This window comes from Psychromonas sp. KJ10-5 (assembly GCF_055808325.1).
The window spans coordinates 2,397,051-2,423,496 of sequence record NZ_CM147864.1 but is presented as its reverse complement, the minus strand read 5'-3'; the positions used below and the strand labels follow the sequence as shown (position 1 = coordinate 2,423,496).

The 26,446-nt window shown below is 38.8% G+C and carries 25 protein-coding genes; 9 read left to right on the top strand and 16 right to left on the bottom strand.

Going from position 1 to position 26,446, the window contains the following annotated elements:
- Window positions 1-841: 841 nt before the first annotated feature.
- From AC0L3W_RS10720 to AC0L3W_RS10680, 9 genes are all read right to left on the bottom strand, one after another.
- The gene (locus AC0L3W_RS10720) at window positions 842-1,468 is read right to left on the bottom strand and encodes a tetratricopeptide repeat protein (protein ID WP_409438925.1); all 627 of its coding nucleotides are present in this window, start codon (window positions 1,466-1,468) and stop codon (window positions 842-844) included.
- A gap of 129 nt (window positions 1,469-1,597) precedes the next feature.
- Window positions 1,598-2,362, bottom strand: coding sequence for a phosphoadenylyl-sulfate reductase (locus AC0L3W_RS10715; RefSeq protein WP_290040652.1), 765 nt, complete (start codon window positions 2,360-2,362; stop codon window positions 1,598-1,600).
- Window positions 2,355-4,106, bottom strand: coding sequence for an assimilatory sulfite reductase (NADPH) hemoprotein subunit (cysI, locus tag AC0L3W_RS10710; RefSeq protein WP_409438926.1), 1,752 nt, complete (start codon window positions 4,104-4,106; stop codon window positions 2,355-2,357). The genes AC0L3W_RS10715 and cysI overlap by 8 nt, the downstream gene beginning before the upstream one ends.
- On the bottom strand, window positions 4,106-5,905 hold the full coding sequence (locus AC0L3W_RS10705) for an assimilatory sulfite reductase (NADPH) flavoprotein subunit (protein WP_409438927.1): 1,800 nt from the start codon (window positions 5,903-5,905) through the stop codon (window positions 4,106-4,108). Before AC0L3W_RS10705 ends, cysI begins: the two co-directional genes overlap by 1 nt.
- Before the next feature lie 281 nt (window positions 5,906-6,186).
- Window positions 6,187-6,798 (bottom strand): TIGR04219 family outer membrane beta-barrel protein, encoded by a 612-nt coding sequence (locus tag AC0L3W_RS10700; RefSeq protein WP_409438928.1) that lies wholly within the window; start codon window positions 6,796-6,798, stop codon window positions 6,187-6,189.
- Window positions 6,799-6,827: 29 nt separating this feature from the next.
- Complete coding sequence (locus AC0L3W_RS10695; protein WP_409438929.1) at window positions 6,828-7,283, bottom strand: copper chaperone PCu(A)C; 456 nt, start codon at window positions 7,281-7,283, stop codon at window positions 6,828-6,830.
- Window positions 7,280-7,489 carry a hypothetical protein gene (locus AC0L3W_RS10690; protein WP_290040643.1) on the bottom strand — a complete coding sequence of 70 codons (210 nt, stop codon included), beginning with the start codon at window positions 7,487-7,489 and terminating at the stop codon, window positions 7,280-7,282. Before AC0L3W_RS10690 ends, AC0L3W_RS10695 begins: the two co-directional genes overlap by 4 nt.
- A 162-nt stretch (window positions 7,490-7,651) precedes the next feature.
- Window positions 7,652-8,152: an acetolactate synthase small subunit gene (gene ilvN / locus AC0L3W_RS10685; RefSeq protein ID WP_290040641.1), complete on the bottom strand. Its 501-nt coding sequence runs from the start codon at window positions 8,150-8,152 to the stop codon at window positions 7,652-7,654.
- Window positions 8,145-9,869 (bottom strand): acetolactate synthase 3 large subunit, encoded by a 1,725-nt coding sequence (locus AC0L3W_RS10680; RefSeq protein WP_290040640.1) that lies wholly within the window; start codon window positions 9,867-9,869, stop codon window positions 8,145-8,147. The genes ilvN and AC0L3W_RS10680 overlap by 8 nt, the downstream gene beginning before the upstream one ends.
- A gap of 443 nt (window positions 9,870-10,312) precedes the next feature.
- Between AC0L3W_RS10680 and prfB the strand changes: the two genes are divergently transcribed.
- The 4 genes from prfB to AC0L3W_RS10660 all read left to right on the top strand — a co-directional run bounded on the left by prfB (window position 10,313) and on the right by AC0L3W_RS10660 (window position 14,777).
- Window positions 10,313-11,411 (top strand): peptide chain release factor 2 gene (gene prfB / locus AC0L3W_RS10675; RefSeq protein ID WP_181817787.1). Its coding sequence is split into 2 segments (ribosomal slippage): window positions 10,313-10,387 and window positions 10,389-11,411, totalling 1,098 coding nucleotides; the frame shifts between segments, so codons are not numbered across the junction.
- A gap of 61 nt (window positions 11,412-11,472) precedes the next feature.
- A complete protein-coding gene (gene lysS, locus AC0L3W_RS10670) occupies window positions 11,473-12,990 on the top strand; it encodes a lysine--tRNA ligase (protein ID WP_290040637.1) in 1,518 nt (505 codons plus the stop codon).
- A gap of 661 nt (window positions 12,991-13,651) precedes the next feature.
- Window positions 13,652-13,927 (top strand): hypothetical protein, encoded by a 276-nt coding sequence (locus AC0L3W_RS10665; RefSeq protein ID WP_290040636.1) that lies wholly within the window; start codon window positions 13,652-13,654, stop codon window positions 13,925-13,927.
- 91 nt (window positions 13,928-14,018) lie between these two features.
- On the top strand, window positions 14,019-14,777 hold the full coding sequence (locus AC0L3W_RS10660; protein WP_290040634.1) for a DUF6969 family protein: 759 nt from the start codon (window positions 14,019-14,021) through the stop codon (window positions 14,775-14,777).
- Between the two features lie 59 nt (window positions 14,778-14,836).
- On the opposite strand, the gene AC0L3W_RS10655 is transcribed toward AC0L3W_RS10660, so the two are convergent.
- Window positions 14,837-15,298 carry a GAF domain-containing protein gene (locus tag AC0L3W_RS10655; protein ID WP_290040633.1) on the bottom strand — a complete coding sequence of 154 codons (462 nt, stop codon included), beginning with the start codon at window positions 15,296-15,298 and terminating at the stop codon, window positions 14,837-14,839.
- 176 nt (window positions 15,299-15,474) lie between these two features.
- On the opposite strand from AC0L3W_RS10655, the gene AC0L3W_RS10650 reads away from it, so the two are divergent.
- The 4 genes from AC0L3W_RS10650 to AC0L3W_RS10635 all read left to right on the top strand — a co-directional run bounded on the left by AC0L3W_RS10650 (window position 15,475) and on the right by AC0L3W_RS10635 (window position 20,018).
- Window positions 15,475-15,765 (top strand): EF-hand domain-containing protein, encoded by a 291-nt coding sequence (locus tag AC0L3W_RS10650; protein WP_290040632.1) that lies wholly within the window; start codon window positions 15,475-15,477, stop codon window positions 15,763-15,765.
- 474 nt (window positions 15,766-16,239) lie between these two features.
- Window positions 16,240-17,685 (top strand): ATP-binding protein, encoded by a 1,446-nt coding sequence (locus tag AC0L3W_RS10645; RefSeq protein WP_409438930.1) that lies wholly within the window; start codon window positions 16,240-16,242, stop codon window positions 17,683-17,685.
- Window positions 17,686-17,821: 136 nt separating this feature from the next.
- On the top strand, window positions 17,822-18,496 hold the full coding sequence (locus tag AC0L3W_RS10640; RefSeq protein WP_409438931.1) for a response regulator: 675 nt from the start codon (window positions 17,822-17,824) through the stop codon (window positions 18,494-18,496).
- Between the two features lie 196 nt (window positions 18,497-18,692).
- Complete coding sequence (locus tag AC0L3W_RS10635; protein WP_409438932.1) at window positions 18,693-20,018, top strand: IS4 family transposase; 1,326 nt, start codon at window positions 18,693-18,695, stop codon at window positions 20,016-20,018.
- 54 nt (window positions 20,019-20,072) lie between these two features.
- Here AC0L3W_RS10635 and rplI read toward each other — a convergent pair whose 3' ends face one another.
- Genes rplI through rpsF form a run of 4 tightly spaced genes read right to left on the bottom strand, consistent with a single transcriptional unit; the run spans window position 20,073 to window position 21,485 of the window.
- The gene (gene rplI / locus AC0L3W_RS10630; RefSeq protein ID WP_113820526.1) at window positions 20,073-20,525 is read right to left on the bottom strand and encodes a 50S ribosomal protein L9; all 453 of its coding nucleotides are present in this window, start codon (window positions 20,523-20,525) and stop codon (window positions 20,073-20,075) included.
- 16 nt (window positions 20,526-20,541) lie between these two features.
- On the bottom strand, window positions 20,542-20,769 hold the full coding sequence (gene rpsR / locus AC0L3W_RS10625) for a 30S ribosomal protein S18 (RefSeq protein ID WP_113820525.1): 228 nt from the start codon (window positions 20,767-20,769) through the stop codon (window positions 20,542-20,544).
- Between the two features lie 9 nt (window positions 20,770-20,778).
- Complete coding sequence (gene priB, locus AC0L3W_RS10620) at window positions 20,779-21,084, bottom strand: primosomal replication protein N (protein WP_290040626.1); 306 nt, start codon at window positions 21,082-21,084, stop codon at window positions 20,779-20,781.
- A gap of 8 nt (window positions 21,085-21,092) precedes the next feature.
- Window positions 21,093-21,485, bottom strand: coding sequence for a 30S ribosomal protein S6 (gene rpsF / locus AC0L3W_RS10615; RefSeq protein WP_290040624.1), 393 nt, complete (start codon window positions 21,483-21,485; stop codon window positions 21,093-21,095).
- Window positions 21,486-21,725: 240 nt separating this feature from the next.
- Here rpsF and AC0L3W_RS10610 point away from each other — a divergent pair, with 240 nt between their 5' ends.
- On the top strand, window positions 21,726-23,039 hold the full coding sequence (locus AC0L3W_RS10610) for a DUF481 domain-containing protein (protein WP_290040622.1): 1,314 nt from the start codon (window positions 21,726-21,728) through the stop codon (window positions 23,037-23,039).
- Window positions 23,040-23,117: 78 nt separating this feature from the next.
- Here AC0L3W_RS10610 and rlmB read toward each other — a convergent pair whose 3' ends face one another.
- Window positions 23,118-23,858, bottom strand: coding sequence for a 23S rRNA (guanosine(2251)-2'-O)-methyltransferase RlmB (gene rlmB, locus AC0L3W_RS10605; protein ID WP_409438933.1), 741 nt, complete (start codon window positions 23,856-23,858; stop codon window positions 23,118-23,120).
- 51 nt (window positions 23,859-23,909) lie between these two features.
- On the bottom strand, window positions 23,910-26,420 hold the full coding sequence (gene rnr, locus AC0L3W_RS10600) for a ribonuclease R (RefSeq protein WP_290040620.1): 2,511 nt from the start codon (window positions 26,418-26,420) through the stop codon (window positions 23,910-23,912).
- Window positions 26,421-26,446 lie beyond the last annotated feature (26 nt).

Here is a 26,446-nt window from a genome sequence, read left to right as displayed (position 1 = left end):
TTAGCCTGCAGTGTTTTGTGTGTTGACTTTGGTCTTTGATAGATATGCGAATTAGACACCTAAGGATAAGAGTTAAGGTGTTCTCGGATTATGCTTTGATTTACTATTTTGTAAGAAAAGCGATATAAAAACTTTAAAATTGAGATACAAAGATCTGCAGGCTAAAGCCAGCGCCCCTAATATTAGACTTCGCTTGATAGAATTCGTTTATCCAACACACAAAGATCTGCAGGCTGAAGCCTGCGCCCCGAATATCAAGCTTCGCTTGATAGCTGCTGCTAGTCGCTTGGTTTTGTTTGTGGATATAACGAAGCATTCTTGGCTTTGTGATTTATGTTATCAATGCAAGTTTTACGGCACATCTTGTAAGGGGCGCTGGCTTTAGCCTGCAGTGTTTTGTGTGTTGAGCTTGGTCTTTGATAGATAAGTGAATTAGGCTTCTAAGTAGCAGTGTTAAGCCATTTTGCGGCATACTTTTATTTACTGCTTTGTAAGAAAAGCGATATAGAAACTTTAAAATCGACACAAAAATATCTGCAAGCTGATGCATGCACCCCGAATATTAGACTTCGCTTGATAGCTTTCGTTTATCCAACACACAAAGATCTGCAGGCTGATGCATGCACCCCGAATATTAGACTTCGCTTGATAGCTGTCGCTACTAATTAGGTTTTATTTATGAATAGTATGAGCATATTTGGGTTTTATGTGAATGGCGTATTAGTTCGCTTCGCTCAGCGCTCCCTGATACCAAGATTCGTCTAATGGCTGTTGCCATTGACTAGTATTTTTTGAATATTAACCTGTATCTTTTATTTGTTTTATTTTAGCGAATAGCCGGTTAAAACTGTTCACTGCGTTGGGCGCTTTTGATGGCATATTCTGGCATTTTTGTGGCTAGTTTTGCCAGTTGTTGCTTGGCATCTGCTTTGACCTTTTTGTTTTCGAATACTGTGTTATATAGCGCGTGGTAGGCTTCTTCGTAATCGTATGGGCTGCCGTAACCTTGGTTGAGTAATTTGATGTAGTTTATTTTTGCGTTTAGGTGGCCCAGTAGGGCTGCCTCTCTGAAGTAACGGATAGCTTTCTCTTTGTCTTGGATAACTAAGGTACCATTGTTGTAGTAACGGCCTAATTGTTCAATCGCGGCTAGTAAGCCTTTATTGGCTGCTTCATGTATATAGTACATGCCTAATGTGGCATCACGGTCAACACAGACGCCCCAGGCGAGCATATCGCCCCATAGGTATACGTATGATGGTTCTTGTATTTTTAAGGCGTGAGCTTCAATATCCTGAACTAATTGGCAATCGTCAGCTTTGACCCGTTGCAGGTGTTTATTTTCTCTGACTAAGGCATTTAATTCATCTTGTGTATAAACTTGAATCACCTCATAGTCTTGCGCACTGGAAAAGTGGCTAGAAAATATGCTGAATATGAGTAACGACCTTGCGACTGTTTTTATCATAAAATATTTATACCAAGTAAATTATCAACGTGAATATTAACTTATCGGCAGGTTTTATTTTTTCTGTAGCATAAAAAAACCTCTAAGCTAAGTAGAGGTTTTTTTAGAGTAAAGATAGAAAGAGGGGAGTTAAATCCCACTGCCTTGTTCTTCGATAGGATCTTCGTGTAATCCACATTCTCGTTTTAGGCCAAAGAAGCGTGTTTCTTCTTCTGTCATGCCTAGTTCTAGTGGACGAGATGTTTGTACGTCACCTACTGATACATAACCTTGTTCCCATAACGGGTGGTAGCTTAGGTTATTCTCTTGTAGATAATAATGAACCTCTTTATTTGTCCAATCGATAATCGGTAAAAACTTAAAGCAATTATTCTGAATGCTTAGTACTGCTAAATCTTCGCGGCTTGAAGATTGTGAGCGACGTAAGCCTGAGAACCAAGTTTTAGCGTTGAGCTCTTTCAAGGCCCGCTTCATTGGTTCTACTTTGTTGATCTGGTTGTATTTGGTTAACCCATCAATACCTTGATCCCAAAGTTTTCCATAACGTGCTTCTTGCCACGCTGGACCATGCTCAGCTTTATATATCTTTAAATTTAAGTTTAGCTTTTCTGTTAAATCATCAATAAATCGATAAGTTTCAGGAAATAAGTAGCCTGTATCAGTCAATATAATTGGTGTGTCGGCTTTTACGCTGGTTACCATGTGTAAACAGACGGCTGCTTGTATACCAAAGCTTGATGATAAAACAAATTCACTTTCTAAATTGTCGATCGCCCATTGAACGCGCTGTTGAGCGGTCTGTTTTTCTAATAACTGATTAACTTCAGCCAGAGCAGTGGTCTGCTCGGCTTTAGATAATGTTAGTAGATGGGCAAGATCTAACGTATTAGGCATGGAAATCCCTAGCTGAAATGACGACTTCAGCGACAATACCTGCGCGGATAACAAAATCACCGAAAGCTTCACCTTCGTTGCGCTCTGCAGACCAACGGGCACTTAATGCATCTATTTCAGCTAATATTGTTGCTTCATCAACATTTTCTTTATAGATTTTAGGCACTCGAGTACCTGCTAAATCTGCACCTAGGTACATGTTGTATTTACCCGGACCTTTACCGACTAAACCGATTTCAGCAAGCATTGCACGACCACAACCGTTTGGACAACCAGTAACACGTAGGATGATGCTTTCACCTGCTAAGTTGTTCTTTTCTAGAATCGCTTCAACATCATCAACAAGACCAGGTAAGTAACGCTCTGCTTCAGCCATTGCTAATGGGCAAGTAGGAAAAGCAACACAAGCCATTGAGCTCATACGTTGGTTTGATACTTTGTCGCTGATTAAACCATGTTCACGTGCGATTTTTTCTATATTCGCTTTGTTCTTAGGATCAACGCCAGCAATAATTAAGTTTTGGTTTGCTGTTAAACGGAAATCACCTTCGTGAATTTTAGCGATTTCTCGCATACCTGTTTTTAACTGCTTACCTTCAAATTGATCTGCCGGGAAGTCAAGAATACGGCCGTTTTCGATAAATAAAGTTAAGTGTTCTTTACCATCAATCCCTTTTACCCAACCAAAGCTGTCACCACGGTGTGTAAATTTATACGGACGAGAATCTTCAAATTTAATACCTGCACGCGCTTCAACTTCTTCTCGGAATGCATGTGCTCCTACACGGTCTAATGTGTATTTAGTTTTAGCATTTTTACGGTTAACACGGTTACCCCAGTCACGTTGTGTGGTTACAACAGCGGCAGCAATATCTAATGCTTTTTCTTTTGGAATAAATCCAAAATCATCAGCACAACGAGGGTATGTTGAGTTGTCGCCATGTGTCATGGCTAAGCCACCACCCACAAGCACGTTAAAGCCAATTAATTTACCGTCTTCACTAATTGCAACAAAGTTTAAGTCATTCGCATGAACATCGATGTCGTTATTAGGTGGAATAACAACCGTTGTTTTAAATTTACGTGGTAAGTAATTACTACCTAAAATTGGCTCAATAACGTCATCTTCTGTTGTTTCAACGCGTTCTTCATCTAACCAAATTTCAGCGTAAGCACGAGTCTTTGGTAGCAAATGTTCACTCAGTTTAGTCGCCCACTCGTAAGCTTCTTGATGTAGTTCAGACTCAACTGGGTTAGAGGTACAAAGTACGTTACGGTTAACATCGCCAGCCGTTGCAATTGAATCAAGACCTACACTATTAAGTGTTTGGTGCATTAATTTAATGTTTGGCTTTAGTACACCGTGAAATTGAAACGTTTGACGCGTCGTTAAACGAATGCTGCCGTAAGATGTATAATCATCAGCAAATTTATCAATCGCTAACCATTGCTCAGTATTAATAATACCGCCAGGTAAACGTGCTCTAAGCATTACGTTGTGTAATGGCTCAAGTTTTTGCTTTTGACGCTCAGCACGAATATCGCGATCATCTTGTTGATACATACCGTGGGTACGTATCAATTGGAAATTATCTGGAGTAAAACCACCGGTCATGCGATCTTGAAGATCTTCTAAGATAGTACCGCGAAGAAAATCACTCTCAGCTTTTAAACGTTCATTGTCGGCGTGTTTACCTTCAACAATCAGTACAGGGTTTTCAACTTTTGGTAAATCGTTGCTCATTAGTAAACATCCTTCTGGTAACGCTTGTTAGATCTAAGTGATTTTAAGTAATCTTCTGCTTGTTCAATGCTTAATTGGCCGTGCTCTGCAATGATGTCTAACAAGGTTTGGTGAACATCTTTTGCCATGCGGTTAGCATCGCCACATATGTATAAGTGTGCGCCGCGTTCTAACCATGCGAATACTTCGCTAGCGTTTTCTTTTAAACGGTCTTGTACGTAAATTTTTTCAGCTTGGTCGCGAGAGAAAGCAACGTCCATTTTCGTTAACAAACCCGATTTTAAGTAATTCTGCCATTCAACTTGATATAAGAAGTCTTGTGTGAAGGTTTGATCACCAAAGAACATCCAGTTATCACCTGTTGCATCACGTGCTTCACGCTCTTGCATGAACGCTCTAAATGGCGCAACACCTGTACCTGGGCCGATCATAATAACAGGAGTATCATCTGATGCAGGTAGGCGGAAGTTATCGTTATGCTCAACAAAAACGCGTACTTTTTGGCCTTCTTCTAAGCGATTCGCTAAGAAACCAGAAGCGCCACCTGTACGTGTTTTATCGTTAGCATCATAGTTCACCACACCTACAGTTAAGTGAACTTCTTCTTCTACTTCAGCTTGTGCAGAAGCGATAGAGTATAGACGAGGTGTGATTTTACGTAATGCGTCAACGAAAGTTTGTGCATCAACATCTGCTTTAGCTTGATTCACAACATCGATAATTTGATGGTTACCTGAAAACTCACGCGCAGCGTTTTTATCATTTGCGATAGCTTTTAGTTTGTCGTCACCAGATTTCTCGGCCCAAAACTCAATAAATGAAGGTGCTGTTTGGGTGATTTCTAGTTGCGTTAATAGCGCTTCTTTTACGCTAAACTCTGTATCCTCACCAGAAATGGTTAAACTTACTTTGTCATCAGCGCTGTAACCTAATTCAGTAATTAGCTCGTCAACCAGTGCTTCATCGTTTTCAAACCAGACACCTAAAGCATCACCTGTTTGATAAGTTAAACCAGACTCACCTAAATCAATCTCTATGTGGCGAACGTCTTTTGCTGAATCGCGGCCGGTAATTTTTTGGCTTAACGCAAATTCCGCAGCATATGGGTTCTGTTTAGAGTACTGACTCACTGCGCTTGCTGTTGCAATACCTGTAACTGGTACCGCTGTTGTTACTTGTGCCATTTCACCTTTTAAGGTTGTCACGACATTTGAGATCCAAGCTTCACTTTCGCTCTCATAATCGACATCACAGTCAACACGAGGTGCTAATTGACTAGCGCCTAATGCTTTTAAGCGTTCATCAAAGTCTTTACCTGTTTGACAGAAAAATTCGTAACTGCTGTCACCCAATGCTAATACGCTGTATTTTAGTTCAGGTAATTTAGGTGCTTTTTTGCCTAATAAGAATTCGTGGAACTCAATCGCATCATCTGGCGCTTCACCTTCACCATTAGTACTAGCAACAATTAATAAATGAGTTTCATTTTTTAATGCTTTTGCTTTGTAGTCAGCAGTGTTTTTAAGGACCACAGTAAGGCCCGCTGCTTTTGCGCTTTCAGCAAGTTGACTCGCTACACCTTTCGCATTACCCGTTTGTGATGCGTAAAGGATAGTTAGCGTTTGACCTGCACTTTGTGTAGGAGCTGAAGCAGTTACTGGACCTTGGCTTACGCCTGCTAGGTAACCACTAACCCATGCAGTTTGTACTGCATCTAAGCCTGCTGTTGCTTGTTGCAACTGAGTCAATTGTGACTCAGATAAAGGCGATGTTAAAGCCGATAAATTGTTAAGTGCCATGAAGTAATTTCCACTATTACATTAAGATAAGCGGAGTTTACGCGAGGTTATTGAGAGGACAAAAGAATAAAAGTTACTCTTTTATAACTAAATGGCATTTAAAGTGTAGGGTTAATAATCATTATCATTTAAAGGCTTTTTTAAGCGGGAATAATATAATTAAGGGAGTAAGTTAAGAAGGGGAGAGTTTAGGGCTCGCTTTGTAGAGAGAATTAAAAAGCCACTAAAAGAAACAGTTAGTGGCTTTAACAAAACCTAAATAGAGTAGTGTAAGCGAGTCATTAGAAGTGTATTTCTACACCTGCAAATAAACCTTTTACCTCTTGTGTACTGTTAGTGTGGTTAAGGTCTAACTCTTGTAGTTTGTAACCGGCACGTGCTGATACATTAATAAATGGTGAGTCTGGGTTAAATGTATAAGCCAAGCCAATTTCAGTATCTAAGTAATCATCGCTAGTTACTGAGCCTGCGATTACTTCAGCAAAGGCATGCATGCTGACACCTGGTACGTGTAATTTAGCTGCACCGTAAGCTTGTGCAATTGAAGCGCTTTCATTAAAACCATCTGCATCTGTGTAAGCGACACCTAAGTCAACTTCTACTAGGTCATTATCTAAAATTTCGTAGTATAAGATCGCATTTTTTGCTTGGCTATCTTCAGTGGTAAAGTCATCGTTTTGTAAATCAGAAAACTTAATTTTACCGTTTGGGATAAGTGGAATGAAATGTTCAAATGCAATGTAACCAGAGATGTTATTTGAACGGTCCGATTGGCCTTGGTATGTTGTTTCGTTAGTATTGTAATCAATACCTGCATAAACACCTAAGAAATCAGCCATTGCTGGCATGCTCATTGTAGCTGCTACCGCAGCGGCTAAAATTTGTTTTTTCATAATAGGAAATTCCTTTGTGATCTCAATTATTATTGGTGCTTAGTATCTGATTTTTTGTGAGACATTGTAATTTTTTGTATTGGTGCTGTAGTTTCGATTGCATCTCCATTATCAAAATAGAGTGTAATATCAACACTGTCACCGGCAACCAAATCATTCTTTAAACCTAAAAACATGACATGGTAACCACCAGGTTGTAACTGTACGCTATTATGCCCCTTTATGAGTATAGACTCAACCTGGCGCATTTTCATCAAACCATCTTCACTAATGTGTGTATGTAGCTCAACACGATCTGCTATATCACTACTGACAGAGACTAATTTAACAGTTTCTTCGCTTTGGTTTTCTATTGTAAGAAAAGCGGCGCTATTTTTAACATGTGGTGGAGTCGCTCTAACATATTGCTCACTTACCATTAACGCTGCTGCAAAGCTATTTAGTGAAAACAAGAGTGAGCAAGCAACTAAAACGAAACGACTCATGGTTTTTCCTTGTCATGTTTAAAGAAGTAATAATAAATAAGATAGCCGAGTAGTATCCAAATACCAAATTTAAATAAGAAAGAAAGTGCGCCAACTAATATAAAGCAGGCAATCATAATAACCGCAATGACGGCTAAGCTTAGTACAGATATGCCAAACATAAAAAGTACAAATGCGGACATGAGTAGTGCAAAAAGCTCAAACATTTGAATCTCCTATAATAGTGAATAGACCATTTCATATATTGCTGTTGATTGATTTAGCTCGGCATATACAAAAAATGCAAAGTACAGTGACTGTACTTTGCATTAATTATACTGATATTAACTTAAATTACTTAGCGAGTTTATCTAAGCTAATCTGTTGTATTAAGCTCGTAAAGACTTATCGCCACGAGCAATACCACACACACCTGAACGAACCATTTCAACTATTTCGCTTGATTCATCCATTGTTGCTACAAATGCATCTAGTTTTGCACCTGCACCAGTTAACTGAATCGTGTATAAGTTTTGTGTAATATCAACTATTTGACCACGATAAATATCACTTGTGCGTTTCACTTCTTCACGCGCTTCACTACCAAGGGTACGTACTTTAAGTAGTAACAATTCACGTTCAACATGCGGTGTTTGTGTCAACTCTGAAACGCGTAATACATCAACTAATTTGTGTAATTGTTTCATCATTTGCTCAAGCGTTGCGTTATCAACCACATCAGTGGTGATAGTCATACGTGACAAAGTATTATCGTTGGTTGGGGATACGGTTAATGACTCAATGTTATAACCACGTTGTGCGAATAAACCTACAACACGTGCAAGTGAGCCTGATTCATTCTCAATTAATACAGAAATAATTCTACGCATCAGTTTGCTCCGTTTTGCTTAGGTACATGTCTTCCATACTGCCGAATTTAACTTGCATTGGATAAACGTGCTCTTCAGGGTCAATTGCAACATCGACAAACACCACACGATCTTTCAATTCAAATGCACGTGTGAGTGCAGGCTCAAGCTCATCAATGGTATCTACTTTAATACCAATATGGTTATAAGCTTCTGATAATTTAACGAAATCAGGCACACTATCCATGTAAGAGTGAGATTGACGGCCACCGTAAAACATTTTTTGCCACTGTTTTACCATACCTAATGAACGGTTATTTAATAATAAGATAACAACTGGAATATTGTATTGCATACAAGTAGATAACTCTTGAATATTCATTTGAATAGAGCCATCGCCTGTAACACAAACTACCGGACGATCTGGGAATGCAATTTTACAACCCATTGCTGCTGGTAAACCGAAACCCATTGTGCCTGCACCACCAGAGTTGATCCATTGGCGAGGTTCTTTGAATGGGTAATATTGTGCTGCAACCATTTGATGTTGACCAACATCCGATGTCACAATGGCATCACCTTTTGTTACCTTGTATAAACATTCAATCACTTGTTGTGGTTTGATATGCGTATCTGACGTTTGGTAAGCAAGGCAGTCTTTAGCGCGCCATTCATTGATTTGATCCCACCAAGCGGCAATGTCTTTGCTGTCATTAGATGCTTTAGTTTCATCAATCAGATCTAACATCTGTTGTAATACCACTTCAACACTACCTACAATCGGTAAGTCAGCATGGATATTTTTTGAAATAGACGTTGGGTCGATATCAATGTGCATGATCTTTGCGTTTGGACAGAATTTATCTACGTTATTAGTTACTCGGTCATCAAAGCGTGCACCACATGCAAAGATTAAATCTGCATTATGCATTGAACGGTTCGCTTCATAAGTACCGTGCATACCTAACATACCGATAAATTGCTCGTGCTCACCAGGGAATGCGCCAAGGCCCATTAGGGTATTGGTAACTGGTAAGTTTAGTTTTTCAGCAAGTTGTAATACTTGTTTTGAGGCATTGGCAATGATTGCGCCACCACCTACGTATAAAACAGGTTTTTTAGCACTTACTAATGCTGCAACAGCACGTTTGATTTGTCCTTTATGGCCGCTTAGTGTTGGGTTGTATGAGCGTAAGCTAACACTTTCAGGATATTCATAAGGGAATTTGTTAAGTGGGTTTTGTACATCTTTTGGTAGGTCAATAACTACCGGGCCAGGTCGGCCTGTCGATGCAATATAAAACGCTTTTTTGATCGCCTTTGGAATATCTTCCGCAGTACGACAAGAGAAACTGTGTTTTACAACTGGGCGAGAAACACCAATCATATCTGTTTCTTGGAAGGCATCATCACCAATCCAAAAAGTCGGTACTTGACCTGATAAAACAACTAATGGAATAGAGTCCATATAAGCGGTTGCAATACCGGTAATACAGTTTGTAGCGCCTGGTCCTGCTGTTACTAATACACAGCCAACTTTACCAGTTGAGCGTGAATAAGCATCTGCCATGTGTACAGCAGCTTGTTCATGACGTACTAAAAAGTGTTCGATTTCATCAGATTGAAAGATTGCGTCGTATATATCTAATACTGAACCGCCAGGGTAGCCAAAGATATGTTCTATACCTTCATCCTGTAAAGAGCGCACTACCATTTCTGCGCCTGAGAGCATTTCCATGAGTTGTATCCTTATACAATCGGTTAATTGCGTCGTTTTCTACCTGTATCGGGTAGAAGCGAACCTTGTGTAAATGAATCACTAACGTGACGTTAATGAAGCTCTAACTTTACGTTAATCAAATTAAAATGCATCCTATAATTGCTATTTATTAGCCTTTTTTATTGACTTATTTGTGGTCTATCCAGTTTTTATTAATAAATTTTAGGATTGATATATTTTTCGCTTACTGATTGTTTTGCTAGGTTGATGTTTTTTTGTAATCCAATTCACTGTTTTAGGCGTATTACTGCAACAGACTAAGGCTTTATATTGGCTTTATTGGTTGTTAATAAAAATTGTTGTCGTGAACTCCTTACAAATTCTCATTGTTCTCTATTTATTTACGTAATAATTGGTTAAAATTCGGCTCTTTTTATTAATAAAACAAATAGCGAGTATTGATGTTTGAAGTAAACCCAATTCTTAATCAACTTAAAGACCTAACTGAGCGTGCTGAAATGCTTAGGGGGTACCTTTGACTACGACGCTAAACTAGAGCGTTTAGAAGAAGTAAGTCGCGAGTTAGAATCATCTGAAGTATGGAATGATCCAGATTATGCTCAAGCTTTAGGTAAAGAGCGTAGTAGTCTTGAGTTAGTGGTTAAAACCATTGATGCCTTAACTGCCGGCACTGACGACATTGAAATGTTAGTTGAGATGGCTGTTGAGGAAAATGATCAAGATACTTTTGATGAAGCAATTAAAGAAGCAAACGACCTAGAAAAGCAATTAGAAGTACTTGAGTTTCGTCGTATGTTCTCTGGCAAGCAGGATGCGTGCTCTTGTTACCTTGATATTCAATCAGGCTCTGGCGGTACAGAAGCACAGGATTGGGCAAACATGTTACTGCGTATGTATTTACGTTGGGGCGAAGCTAACGGGTATAAAACTGAGTTAATGGAAGCTACGCCTGGTGATGTTGCTGGTATTAAAGGTGCGACGATCCGTTTTAGCGGTGAATATGCATATGGTTGGTTACGTACTGAAACCGGCGTTCATCGCTTAGTACGAAAATCACCTTTTGATTCATCTGGCAAACGTCATACTTCATTTGCTTCTGCTTTTATCTACCCTGAAATTGACGATAATATTGATATTCAGATTAACCCAGCAGATCTACGTATTGATGTATATCGAGCGTCGGGAGCGGGTGGTCAGCACGTTAATACAACAGAATCTGCGGTGCGTATTACCCATACGCCAACGAATATTGTTGTACAATGTCAAAATGACCGCTCACAACATAAAAATAAAGATCAAGCGATGAAGCAGCTTCGCGCTAAACTCTATGAGCATGAGTTGCAGTTGCAGAACGCAGAAAAACAGATTAACGAAGATGGTAAGTCAGATATCGGATGGGGAAGTCAAATTCGTTCTTACGTATTAGATGATTCTCGTATCAAAGATTTACGTACTGGTGTTGAAAACCGTAATACGCAAGTGGTGTTAGACGGTGATTTAAATAAATTTATTGAAGCCAGCTTAAAATCAGGTTTGTGATTTTAAGTCAGGTTTGCAATAACAATCATTTTAAAAATTGAAGTAAAAGATAGGAACTATCATGTCAGAGCAAAACAAAGCAGAAGCACCACAGGTCGAGTTAAGCGAAATTCTTGCGCAACGTCTAACTAAGTTAGATGCAATGCGTGAAAAGGGACAAGCTTTCCCAAATGATTTCCGTCGTGAAAATATCTCTGACGATCTACATAAGCTATATGATGCAAAAAGCAAAGAAGAGTTAGAAGAGCTAGCAGTTGAAGTAAGTGTTGCTGGACGTATGATGACACGTCGTATTATGGGTAAAGCAAGTTTTGCGACTATCCAAGATATGGGCGGCCAAGTACAAGTTTATGTTGCACGTGATAACTTGGCAGAAGGTTTTTACAATACTGAATTCAAAAAATGGGATTTAGGCGATATCGTGGGTGCGAAAGGTGTTTTATTTAAAACACAAACAGATGAATTAAGTATTAAAGTGTCTGAAATTCGTATCCTAACTAAAGCGTTACGTCCACTACCAGACAAGTTCCACGGTTTGTCAGATACTGAAGCGTGTTACCGTCAGCGTTACCTTGACTTAATTGCTAATGAAGAATCTCGTAAAACATTTATTTTACGTAATAAGATAGTTAATGCGATTCGTACTTACCTAAACGACCGTCAGTTTATGGAAGTAGAAACACCTATGCTACAAGCGATTCCTGGTGGAGCAACGGCACGTCCATTTGAAACATTCCACAATGCGTTAGACTTACCTATGTACTTACGTATTGCACCAGAATTAAATCTTAAGCGTTTAGTGGTTGGTGGTTTTGAGCGTGTATTTGAAATTAATCGTAGCTTCCGTAATGAAGGTGTTTCAACACGTCATAATCCAGAATTCACAATGATCGAGTTCTACCAAGCATACGCTGATTACATTGACCTAATGAACTTAACTGAAGATATGTTACGTACTATTACTGAAAACGTATTAGGTTCAAGTATCGTTAAATACGGTGAAGAAGAGTTTGATTTTGGCAAGCCATTTGTACGTTTAACCATGAAAGAGTCAATCTTAGAATATAACGAAGGGATTGAAGCTGCTGAGTTAGATAGCATGGAAGGTTTAAAAGCATTAGCGAAACGCTTAGATATTCATATCAAAGATAGCTGGGGCGAAGGTAAAGTCTTAACAGAGATCTTTGAAGAGACGGCTGAGCACAAATTAATGCAGCCTACTTTCATTACTGCTTACCCTGCAGAGGTTTCACCGTTAGCACGTCGTAACGATGATAACCCAGATGTAACAGACCGCTTTGAATTTTTCGTAGGCGGTCGTGAACTAGCAAATGGTTTCTCTGAGCTAAATGATGCACAAGATCAAGCACAGCGTTTCATGGATCAAGTTGCACAAAAAGAATCAGGTGATGATGAAGCGATGTTCTACGATGCAGATTACATTACTGCTCTAGAGCATGGTTTACCACCAACAGCGGGTGAAGGTATTGGTATCGACCGTTTAGTGATGCTGTTTACAGATAGCCATACCATCCGTGATGTATTGCTATTCCCACATATGCGTCCACAAGCTAAATAATATAAGCGTTAATCGCTTTTATTGAGTATTTAAGCCTCGTTGATACGGGGCTTTTTTGTGCCTATGATAATTGTATTAGTTACGTATCGATTGTTATACCAGTTCTGTTAATTATCTACTCATCTAATTCACGGAGTTGGTATTATTTTAGCGTTGTCTGAGTTTCCTTTTGGCTATTAGCGATTGGGCTGTCTATTAATACTTATTTATCAATACAAGCTCCCCAGTTTTCTCCCCACCATAACTGATTTATATCAGATGGCCATTATTCGCAATAAAGTTAAAAATAATGTCTATTTATTTGCAATGAAAATTAGTTGTGACCTAAGTCACTATATTTATGGCTCATCAGTTACTTTAACTTTTTACTATGATCATTTATTGATATTTATGAAGTTAGTCTAGCGCTATTGTATTGATTTAATGAAGTTGAAAAGCTCAAATGAAAAATATTAGTAATATTGTTTATAAATCAACTACATTTGTTTTTTGTATGTGAGATCTAAAGTATTTGATAACAACTTGATAAGTTTGAATTTGTGATGACTTTTTCTGAAATTTTTAAATATAGCCATAGGTCTTTTAGAGGACAATAACGCATACCAGCAAGGTGCGGCAGTTATTGTGAATAATTTTTAAATTAACTCTAAGGATATTAAAAATGAAAAAGATACTAAAAAATAAACCTGCTGTTATCGCTGCTGGTATTGTAGGCGCTGTTTTATCTATTAACCCTGCTGTAGCTTCATGCGGTGCTTCTTGTGATGTGTTTTGCTCTCCATGTAAAGCTAAATCCACAAAAGTCGTTAACCCATGTGCCGCAGCTAATCCTTGCGCAGCGAAAAACCCGTGTGCCGCAGCTAATCCTTGCACAGCGAAAAACCCGTGTGCCGCAACTAACCCTTGCGCAGCGAAAAATCCATGTGCAGCAAAATAAGCGTTATGCGTTGTAACGATTGATAAGCGGTATTAAATAATGGTGTATTACTTTTACACCATTATATTTTTATTTATAAGGTGAGGCCTATATGTCAAATACGCTAAGTTGTTTTACCTGTGAAGCAGATATCCCACTTGAGATGCCTTTACTTGAGCATATTGATAATGTAGATGAGATGCTCAATGCTGCTCAAACCATAAAAGAGTGCCAGCGTTTATTAGATAAAGCAGGCATTAATGTAGTAAGTGAATTACTTAAAGGGCAGGGCACTTTTTATCAGTTAAATCACTACCCTGAACAAGATGTTTATGATGATGAATCTCATTGTCAGTATTATTATCATAATCATAGAGGCGTAGAAGGGGAACACGGTCATTTTCATACCTTTATACGCTCTCCTGGTATTCCTGAGTCGATAAAACCAATGAGTGGGTTGATGCAATCTGAGCCTTGGCCATCGGGTGAGAATGCGCTTGCTCATTTTGTTTGTATTTCAATGGATGATGAAGGTTTACCAATAGGTTTATTTGCTATCAACCGTTGGGTCTGTGCACAAACATGGTATTCAGCTGAAGATACGATTGCGCTATTAGATCGGTTTTATATTGATCATGCTTACCCTAACTTGGTGGTGAACCAATGGTTAACGGCTATGTTTGTATTATTCAGGCCTTATATTGTGGCGTTATTAAGACACAGAGATAAAGTCATTGCATTAAGGCAAGTAAACAATCCTGATGTTGATGTATTGGAAGACCGTGAGTTAGATGTAACAGGTTCATTTACTATTACAGTTGAGCAGTGGGTAGCACAATTAAATACGCTATTAGAGTATAAAGAGGGATAAATACCTTCCATTAAAAAGAGCATAAAGTGATGCCTTCATGCTCGTGTCTGTTAATTTTCTTAAAATATAAGTTTATCTTGTATTTGCTCTACAAAATGAATTAACCCTGCTTCATCGACTTCGTTAAAACGGTCTGTTACAGGGCTATCAATGTCTAATACAGCGATTGTTTTACCTTGGTTGTTAATCGGCACTACGATTTCAGATTGGCTTGCTGCGTCACAGGCAATATGCCCTGGAAATTCATGCACATCTGCTATGCGCTGTGTGGTATTAGTGCTGAATGCTTTACCACAAACTCCTTTATCTAATTCAATACGTACACAAGCAACATTCCCCTGAAAAGGGCCTAGTACGAGTTGTTGCTCTTTGTAGAGGTAAAACCCTACCCAGTTAATATTGTCTAAGCTGCTGTTCAGTAGCGCACTTAAATTAGATAGATTGGCGATCAGATCTTTTTCATCTTCAATTAGCGCAACGGCTTGTTTTGTTAATGAATGGTAATCAGCTAATGTTTTCATTTATACCTGCTATATCGGTTGAGATTATTTACTCAGTATCAGGCTTTATTCTCTTAAATAAAATAGATAGTTAAGAGAATTTACTGTTTTTTTAAATTATTTTATTTTTTGCACAGTATTTGCACATTCTGTTGTTATTGTTCTGACGAAATTTAAACCTTATAGGATTTTTTGAAATGAAAAATAGTTCAAACATATTACTGGCTTTAGTAATGTCTGTGGGTGTTATGAGTCAAAGTTACGCTGCCGATTCTGATCAAGGTCGACCTGAAGGCGGTCCTCAAGGTGGTCCGCCACAATTTTCTTCTGTTGATACTAATGGTGATGGTGAGCTTACTTTTGAAGAGTTTTCTGCTCAAGAAATTCCCCATGGTGATCACCAAACTGTATTTGATGACATGGATTCAGATGGTAACGGCGTAGTGAGTGAAAATGAGTTTACTAGTTTTAAACCACCTCGTCAGTAAGCTTAAAATAAATGATATAGCGAGCATTCTATTTATGACGTTAGTGCATATCGATTCGTTATCTCAGCAACAGTTTTTCTAAACATAGATTTTTCTAAGCTTAGGAATAAAGGTACTTTCCATTTCGACCTTAACGGAAAGCAATAATAATAATAACCCATTTATGTGGCCAAGGGACATAAGATCCTCGTCATGTAAAGTAAGCTAGTCGTAAATATTTATATTAGCTTATATAAATGGGATTTAAAGTGGGTAATTTGATCTATATTATTTTGATACAGGTAGTATAAATCATTCTATAAACCCGTTAGTGTATCAATAAGCTAACGGGTTTAGTTTTTTGTACAATAGGTAACATCGACTCTAGTTTCTCTCGCCCTCTGCTCTATCATTCTGTATGTTATTAAAATATTGGTCCTATTTGTTATTAACGCAATGAATTTAATACCTGTTACACAAGCATGAGATACCTCCATGAAAATACATAATAAATTATTCCTCGTTTTTTTCGGCTTTAGTCTTGTGCTGGTAACTGCGTTAGTTTTATTAATACAATGGAGTATTGGTAAGGGGATTGTTGAGTATGTTAATAGCAAGGAGGTTGAGTCATTAAAGCCCTTGATTACTGAGCTTCAAAATGAATATCAAAAAAATAATAATTGGAATGGCATACAGGGCAGAAATAGATATTTTGGACATCTATTATTTTTATATTCTCAAGGGCTAGAGCCACAAATTCAACCTCCTCTTTATGAACCAAAAAACAATACCAGATTACCAAGAGCAGATAAGTTTGTGTCTCCTTCAGAAAGAAGGCGTCCCCCTCCAGTTGATTTGAATGAAGGTTATGCACTGTTCGATGCTAATGACGTTATTATTGTTGGGCACTATATTGAAGGCATAGATTACAATCGAATGGCTATTGTCGTTGACCAGGTTAATATTGGTTGGTTAATGATCCCTAAACGTAAACAGCTAACTGATGGCTTCGAATTAGACTTTTTCGAGCAACAGCAAAGTTATTTATGGTTGATTGCATTAATTACCATGGTATTGGTTATTTTGATTACGCAGCCATTAGCGAGGCATTTAGCTGAGCCTATCAAAAAAATTATTTTAGGTATGCATAAACTTACCCAAGGTAATTATCAGCAGAATATCGATGTCAAAAGAAAAGATGAGCTAGGTGAACTGGGCCGAGATTTTAATGAACTAGCACTCACACTTTATGAAAATGAAAGTGCTCGTAAGCGTTGGCTAGCAAATATTTCACATGAATTACGCACCCCTGTTGCTATTTTAAGAGGTGAGTTAGAAGCGATCTTAGATGGGGTGAGAGCGTTAGAAAAACAAAATATAGAATCAGCAAATGATGAGGTAAAACACTTACAGCATTTGATTGATGACCTACACCTGTTAACCAGCGCTGACATCGGCGGTATGCATTACCGTAAACAAAGCCTCGATATTGGTCTTTGGTTAGAATCTGAAGTGCCTAAATATACCAGTTATCTTGCAGATGCCAATATTAAACTAGAAGTCGACAAACAGTCTGGAGAGTACTTAGCGTTTGTGGATACCACTCGTTTATGCCAACTGTTTGAAAATATCATGTGCAATTGTATTAAGTACTCGATGGCTAGTTTAGTCAGGTTATCATGGGAGGTGATAACCGATGAACAACAAAAGCATATGCGTATCGAAGTCGAAGATAATGGTGTTGGTGTAGCTGAACATCACTTAATGCATCTTTTTGAATCTTTATACCGTGTTGAAAATTCGAGAAACCGACAAACGGGTGGATCTGGATTAGGTTTATCGATTTGTGCGCATATTGTTAGTGCACATCAGGGGAAAATTAAGGCTGCTAAAGCAAAACTAGGTGGTTTGGCTGTTATTATCGAGTTGCCCTTGGAATAATATAAGAGAAAGAATACTTGTTTGGCACTCAGGTTAATCTTGTATTATTTGATATCTATTTCTACTTATTTAACCCTAATTTTACTTACTTAGAGTTAGGGTTATATTAGATTGAGGTTATTTAAAGGAGTTACCAGTGGCAAGTTCAATTTTGATTGTGGAAGATGAAATAAAGTTAGCTCATTTACTCGGTGACTACTTTAAATTGACTGAGTATGTACCACATCTTATTCACGATGGTAATCAAGTTGTTGAGTGGGTGAAAGCCTATCAGCCTAGCGTTATCTTATTAGATCTTATGTTACCCGGAACAGACGGAATCACACTATGTAAAGCGATCAGAGCTTTCTCTGATGTACCAATTTTAATGGTGACGGCGAAAGTGGATGAATTGGATCGACTGCTCGGTTTAGAGTTAGGTGCCGATGATTATATCTGTAAGCCTTTCAGTCCAAGGGAAGTAGTGGCTCGAGTTAAAACGGTCATGAGAAGAGTACAAAGTCATCATACGCTTGCTTCTCCTGGCTTCTCTCTTGATGAAAACCGTCTTGTTGCTGTTTTTAATGGCACGGAAACGTCGTTAACCTCTGTTGAATTTCAATTAATTAAACGTTTGGCAAATAAACCGAATCGCATTTTTACTCGTGAGCAGTTAATGCAGAATATGTATTCAGATGATCGTATTGTAAATAACCGTACAATCGATAGCCATATTAAGAAATTAAGAAAGAAGTTGATTGATATTACTCTGGGTGAGGATTTAATTCAGTCGGTGTATGGAGCAGGGTACCGTTTAGTTTTACCTGACTAACAGGCAAGAAAAGCGAGCCGACACCGCTATTTATACAGGTTTATGCGTTAACCTGAATTGATATTAACTAATTATAAATATCATAAGATAAAAAAATACCCGCACGAAGGCTAATGCCGATCAGTTAAGAGAAATTAGTTGATTTTTAGCTGAAGAAGATCAAAATCCTATGACTCAAAAGGTCATGGGATTTTTTATGGAACTTTCAGAAGCACTCGCTCGCACTTCGATTAATCGTCTTACCGAATTCTCCTCACTATCAGATATCTTAGTGCCTGATATTATTGAATCCTGTCTCCAATCTAACGGTGTCGCGACGTTAAGGAAACGAAAGCTTCCTATGGATGCTATGATCTGGGCTGTTGTAGGTATGTCACTTTTTAGGACAGAATCTGTCCGCCAGCTTATTAACAAACTCGATATTGTACTCCCTCAAGAAGTCGATTACGTCGCAAGAAGCGCAATAACACAAGCTCGTAAAAAATTAGGTAGCCATGTCGTCAAAGATGTTTTTCATCAAACAGCGATGATATGGCATAAACGTGCCGAGCACCCACAGTGGTGTGGGCTCAATTTGTATGGTGTTGATGGGGTTGTTTGGCGAACACCAGACACAAAAAAAAACAGTGCGGTCTTCTCGCGGTCAGCTAATAAATCTTATGAGTCCTCTTACCCACAAGTTCGTATGGTCTGTATGATGGAATTAAGTAGTCACCTTATATTGAACAGTGCTTTTGACAGTGTTGCTGAAAGTGAAATGAATTTAGCTGCCCATTTAATTGATGGGATACCAGAAAATAGTCTGACCTTATTCGATAAAGGCTTTTACTCGCTAGGCTTATTGTATGATTGGCTACAAAAAGGAAAAAATACACACTGGCTACTGCCATTAAAGAAAGGCACTCAATATGAGTTGGTAAGAAGTCTAGGCAGACAATATAAACTGGTACGTATAGCAACAACACCTCAAGCGAGAAAAAAGCGCCCTCATTTACCGACGCATATTGAAGCAAGACTCGTCACACGGAGTATCAAAGGAAAAGAAGTAAAAATACTTACGTCAATGACAGATCATATGGCTTACCCTAGTGCTGAAATTGTTGATTTATATACGCACCGTTGGGAAATAGAATTAGGTTACCGTGAAATGAAGCAACATATGCTTGAAAGTCGTTTTACGTTACGCAGCAATCTTCCTGAGCTAATTCATCAAGAATTATGGGGTGTTTTACTCGCTTACAATTTAATTCGTTACAAAATGATATTGATGGCGAAATCGCTTAAGGGTGTTTTTGCGAATCAATTAAGCTTTAGAGACGCGTCTTCCCACATCATTCATACACTCACTATGATGCCGTTATATGCGCCTGGCAATGTGCCGAAGATAATTATTGATATAGAAAGAAATGCAAAGCAATTTAAGTTAGAGGGGAGGAGAGAACGAAGTTATCCAAGGTGTTTAAAATCATCTAAAAATAGATACCCTGTAGCTAAAAGTAAATATGCCGTTCACCTTAAGTGAACGGCATTACGCACGAAGGCGGGTATTTTTATAACATTAAAGTGTTTTTACTGATTACTCAGCTTCAACAACTTCAAGGTTGATAACTGCAGTTACGTCAGAGTGTACTGTAACAGTAATCTCGTAAGAACCAGTTAAACGTAAAGCGCCTTCAGGAAGACGAACTTCACTTTTAGCAACTTCTACACCAGCAGCAGTGATTGCATCAGCAATATCACGTGTACCGATTGAACCGAACAGTTTACCAGCATCACCAGCTTTAGAAGTGATAACAACCGCTTCTAATGCAGTAAGTGCTTCACCACGTGCTTGAGCAGCAGCTAGGTTAGCAGCTTGCTTAGCTTCTAAATCAGCACGACGTGCTTCAAAAGCTTCTAAGTTAGCTTTGTTTGCTGGTACAGCTTTTTGCTGTGGGAAAAGGAAGTTACGTGCGTAACCTGCTTTAACATTTACTTTATCGCCAAGTTTACCAAGGTTAGCAACTGTATCTTGTAGGATAATTTCCATAATCTATAGCTCCTATTTACTTGTGTAAATCTGTGTATGGTAAAAGTGACAAGTAACGTGCACGTTTGATTGCGCGCGCTAATTGGCGTTGGTATTTTGCACTTGTGCCAGTAATACGGCTAGGTACGATTTTACCACTTTCAGTGATGTAGTTTTTTAATGTAACAACGTCTTTGTAATCAATCTCAACAACATTTTCTGCTGTGAATCGACAGAATTTACGACGGCGGAAGTAACGAGCCATGGTAGTTCCTTAAATTTGTTCTATGTACTGAGCATGTAATACCAATTTACCAAGATTGCTCTTGTTTTGGTGGTAAGTGATAAAACCACTTACTTTAATTTTCATGCCTTTCGATAATTTATTTTTCAACTGACTTGCTAATGGTCCACTTGTGACAATCGGCATATAGCACATTGCATTTCGTGGCAATCCAGCTTCTTCTTGCACTGAACGATGTTCTATCGTCAGATTACAGTGTTCCACGCCACTTGGGCTTGTTTTGTGTATCGGACTTTCGGTCACAATACCTGTAAGTTGCAAAAAGTTATCAGTCACTCAGTTTCTTATGCTTCAGCTTCAGCTGGTGCAGCTTCTGCTTCTGGGCGCGGAGCACGAGGAGCACGTTCAACACGTTCTTCTTTTGCTTTTGCTACTACAGATGCTTCAGTTACAGCAGTTTTAGTACGCATGATCATGTTGCGGATCACAGCATCGTTGAAACGGAAAGCAGTTTCCAAATCGTCGATTACTTTTTGCTCAGCTTCAATGTTCATAAGAACGTAGTGTGCTTTGTGTAGTTTGTTGATTGGGTAAGCCAGTTGACGACGGCCCCAGTCTTCTAGACGATGAACAGTACCAGCTGCTTCTGTGATAGAAGTAGTGTAACGCTCGATCATACCATTAACTTGTTCACTCTGATCTGGGTGAACCATAAATACGATTTCATAATGACGCATATAAAAATCGCTCCTTACGGGTTAGTAGCTTCATAAGTTGGCTCAGCCGTACCAAATAGAAGCAAGGAACAAAAAGGGTGGCTGATTTAAGGCGGCAAATTGTACATTCTGCAATCAAACTGCGCAAGCAATAAAGCTAATATATTTTAATCTTTATCGCTGAACTTTTCGTATTCGTTTGTATCTATAGCTAAGCAAGCTAAAATAACAACTTCTATACTTATCAAAGAGTCGATTTATTTGAATTCTCTACCTATTTACATATTAATCGCTAGCTTAATGGCAGTAAGTGCCGATGCGTGGTTTTCATTGGACTCGGAACAAGAAGATGACACCGAGCCCAATACCGAAGAGCTAGTAGAAAAACAGCCTGTTTCTGCTGAGCCTGAGGTGGTTGTGTTACAACAAACGCCCCTTCCCCCAAGTGAGCCTGAATCTTTATTATTAACCGCTGCGCAAGCGCAAGCTAAAAAGGAGATTGATGCATTAAAAGCTCAATTACAAGCTGAAAAATTAAAAAATCAACAGGCGTTAGAAGCACAACAAATTCAACAAAATAAACTAAGTTATCTACAATCTGAAAATGAGCGTCTGTTTGATAAAATCTCTACCTTAGACAATCAAGTTAACATTCAAGAATCTCATCTTGCTGAAAGTTTAAAACGAGAGCAGCGTTTAAATGATCAATTACAAAAACAGTTATTGCAGAAAGCCAGTATTACCAGTTCACCTATTGATAATATTAAAACTTCAATTGATCAACAGCCTGATCTATTAAAAACTAAAAAGATGGCTAATGGTAAAGATGCGATATCCGATGCCGAATATATTGATGTAGCGATACAAACCAATAAAATTAAAACCGATGTTGTTGATGGTAATGAACCTGAGACTGAAGAGGAAAAACGTTTTAGTGGTGCGGTGGAGTTTGGTTTCAATTATGAACAAGAGAACGATGTCACTAAAAGTGCGGAAGGGCGATTAATTTTAGATTATAACGTGACTGATGATTACAACATCAATAATGATATTCAATTTGAGTTCGAAGATGAAGAAGATGAAGATACTGATAACGATTGGCGTTGGCAGCTACAAGGAAACTATAGTTTAGATCCGGTTAATTCTTTGTTCTTACGTAGTGATATTCAGCGTAGTCAATCTGCTTCTTATCAAAAAGAGGATACTTTTACAGTTGGCCATGGTCATGTTTTCTTTAATGAAAATAATCATAAATTTAACACAGAGATTGGTCCTGGTTACAAGCAGGCCGAGCCAAACGACGGTGAAGATGCAGTCTCTTATAATGAATTCATTGTCCGAACTAAATTAAATTATGAAAGGATCGTCACTGAAAACTTACAAGTAACCTTAGAAGGGACCTTTGAGCTAGGCCATAAAAATAGTGTGTATGAAAGTGAGTTTAAAGTACAAAATAGAATCTATCAGGAATTGTATTTAATCTTTGATATTAACTATAAATATAATCAAAACGTACCCGATGATACTGAAAATGACGAGTTATCCACCGGTTTTAACTTACAATATGCGTTCTAAGAGGCTGTAATAAAAAAGGCCTAGTAATATCAAGTAACAATATTACTAGGCCTTTTTAGTTTATTTCAATGCAGATGATTAGCGGCGTTGACGGACCACTTCAAATAAACAGATGCCTGTCGCTACCGATACGTTTAGGCTCGATACAGCACCTGCCATGGGTAGTTTTATTAACTCATCACAATGTTCACGAGTTAGACGGCGTAAGCCTTTACCTTCTGCACCCATTGCTAAGGCCATCCCACTTTCTAATTTGCAATCGTAAAGGCTTTGCTCAGCTTCTCCAGCCGTCCCATAGATCCAAATACCTTTATCTTGCAAGTTACGCATTGCACGGGCTAGGTTAGTTACGTGGATTAATGGGATTGATTCTGCTGCACCACAAGCGACTTTACGTACAACAGGCGTTAAGCTGGCTGAGTTATCTTTAGGTATTATTACGGCATGCACACCAGCGGCTTCTGCACTTCGTAAACAAGCACCTAGATTATGAGGGTCGGTGACACCATCTAAAATTAATAGAAATGGTGGCACATCCAAGTTCGCTAAAATAGGCTCTAAATCGTTATCTGTTAGCACTTTCATCGTTTTTACTCTAGCCATGATACCTTGGTGTTGCTCTCCATCAGATTTTTCATCTAATGCTTTACGTTGCATGAACTGAACAGATACTCCCCACTCTTTCGCTTTATTAAGTACATCATTTAAACGTTCATCATCACGTCCTTTTAATGCGTAAATCTCAATAACACGCTCTGGTTGCTTTTCTAATAAGGCATCAACGGCATGCATACCGTAAATAATTTCACTTTTACTCATTTGCTTTCTCTAATATTTAATATGTTTGATCACGGATTAGGTCTTAAAAGTCTAATCGGATTTTTTAGCTTTGTTACGTGCACGTTCTGCGCGACCAGGGCGACTTTTTTTAGTGCTAGTCGTTTTTTTCTTTTTAGAAGATAACGTATTTTTTACACCTTGCTTCACAGGGCGTTTCTTTTTAGGCGTTGTTTTTTTAGCGGCAGGTTTCTTAGTGTCTATCGCTCCCTCTTGTAGCTTTTCACGTTCACTAAGTGGCGGTGTTTTCTTACCACTAGAAGGTGCTGCTTTGCTGCGCGCTCTTTTATCAATAGGGCGGTCTGATGATTTTTTTGTTGAAGGTTTACGTCCACGCGTACGTTGGCCCGCTAACGCTTCATCGGCTAGTTCAAAATCAATCTTTTTATCATCAAGGTTAACTGATAATACTTTAACTTCTAATACATCACCGATACGGTAGACTCTGCCGGTACGTTCACCGGTTAAGGTTTGTTTGCCTGCATCAAATTGGTAGTAATCGGAAATTAACCCTGTGACATGTACTAGTCCGTCAATGTGGATATCATTTAAGCGAACAAAGAAACCAAAGTTAGTAACGGCGGCAATGGTACCTACCATCTTATCGCCAATATGGTCTTGCATGTATTCACATTTCAATGCGTCGGCTACATCACGTGTTGCATCATCAGCGCGACGTTCTGTCATCGAACAATGTTCACCTAGTTGGCTTACTTCATCATATTGATAGTTGTAACCACCGGTTTCAGTCCATTTTGCTTTTAATTGATTATTTTCTTGGTGTGCCACTAAGTATTTGATCGCACGGTGTAGGATAAGGTCAGGGTAACGACGAATAGGAGAGGTGAAATGCGCGTACTCTTCTAATGCTAAACCAAAGTGCCCTAAATTATCGCCTTGGTAGACAGCTTGTTTCATTGAACGAAGTAACATCGTCTGCAGTAATTCTTTATCATCACGCTCGGCAAAGCTCTCTGCTAAGTTGGCATAATCACGTGGAGCAGGTTTTTCACCGCCTTGTAAGGTTAAGCCTAATTCACCTAAAAATGAACGAAAGTTAGCTAGCTTTTCTTCGCTTGGTGTTTCATGAACACGGAATAAAGCAGCAGCATCGGCAGAACCAATGAAACGAGCTGAAGCAACGTTAGCTTGAATCATACATTCTTCAATGATTTTATGTGCGTCGTTACGGACTAACGGCACAATTGAATCAATTTTACGCGCTTCGTTGAATAAAAAGCGTACTTCTAATGTTTCAAACTCCATACCACCACGTATATGGCGCGCTTTTTTAAAGGCTTTATATAGGTTCTCAAGCTCTTCTAAGTGTGGCACTAATGGTTTGTACTGCTCACGTAAGTCTTGATCACCTTCTAAAATAGAAGCGACTTTAGTATAGGTGAAACGTGCATGTGAATTCATCACTGCTTCATAGAATTTATAGTCTGTTAAATGCCCATCTTTAGAGATAACCATTTCACTGACCATACACAGGCGATCTACTTTTGGGTTTAGGGAACATAAGCCGTTAGACAATACTTCCGGTAACATTGGGATCACTTGGTCTGGGAAGTAAACTGAGTTACCACGATTAACCGCTTCTTTATCTAATATAGTGTCTTTACGAACGTAATAACTTACATCGGCAATTGCAACCCATAAGCGCCAGCCGCCATTAGGCTCTTTTTGACAAAATACAGCATCATCGAAGTCGCGAGCATCTTCACCATCAATGGTGACTAAAGGTAAATCTCGTAAGTCTACACGTCCTTTCTTAGCTTCTTCAGGGACAAATTCACCATAGTGAGCAATTTCTTTATCTAACCCAGCTGGCCATTCGTGTGGAATATCATGAGTGCGTAGTGCAATTTCAACTTCCATCCCTGGTTCCATATCTTGACCAAGTACTTCAGTGATTTTACCTGTTGCTAAAAAGCGAGCTTTAGGGCGTTGTACTATTTCAACAACAACTATTTGCCCGTGTCTTGCTCCGCCATTGTTTTCTTTGCTGATTAAGATCTCTTGATTAATACGAGAATCGTCAGGTACCACTGACCCCATACCATCTTCAACAAAATAGCGGCCAACGATAGTTTCTTTGCGAGCTTCTAGTAAACGTACAAAGCGTGCTTCAGTGCGGCCACGTGAATCTACTTTGACAGGCTGCGCTAAAATAGTATCTCCGTGGAATAAAAAACGCATTTGGTGATTAGGTAAAAACAGGTCTTTGCCGTCATCTGCGGTTTTTAGAAAACCGAAGCCATCTTTATGGCCAATAACGACTCCTGTTGACAGGTCTAATTTGTCCGGTAACCCATAGGTCGCATTTCGACACCAAACTAACTGGCCATCTCGTTCCATTGCTTTTAAGCGGCGACGTAATCCTTCCGCTTCTTCATCACTTGATAATGAGAATGCTTTGAATAAAGCATCACGTGTGATTGGTTTTCCATGTTTTTCGATAAATTGTAAAATGAATTCACGGCTAGGTACGGGATGTTCGTAAGTTTGTGATTCGCGATCTAAATTTGGGTCTAATGTCATATATGAAACTCTTTGTAAGGCAATTA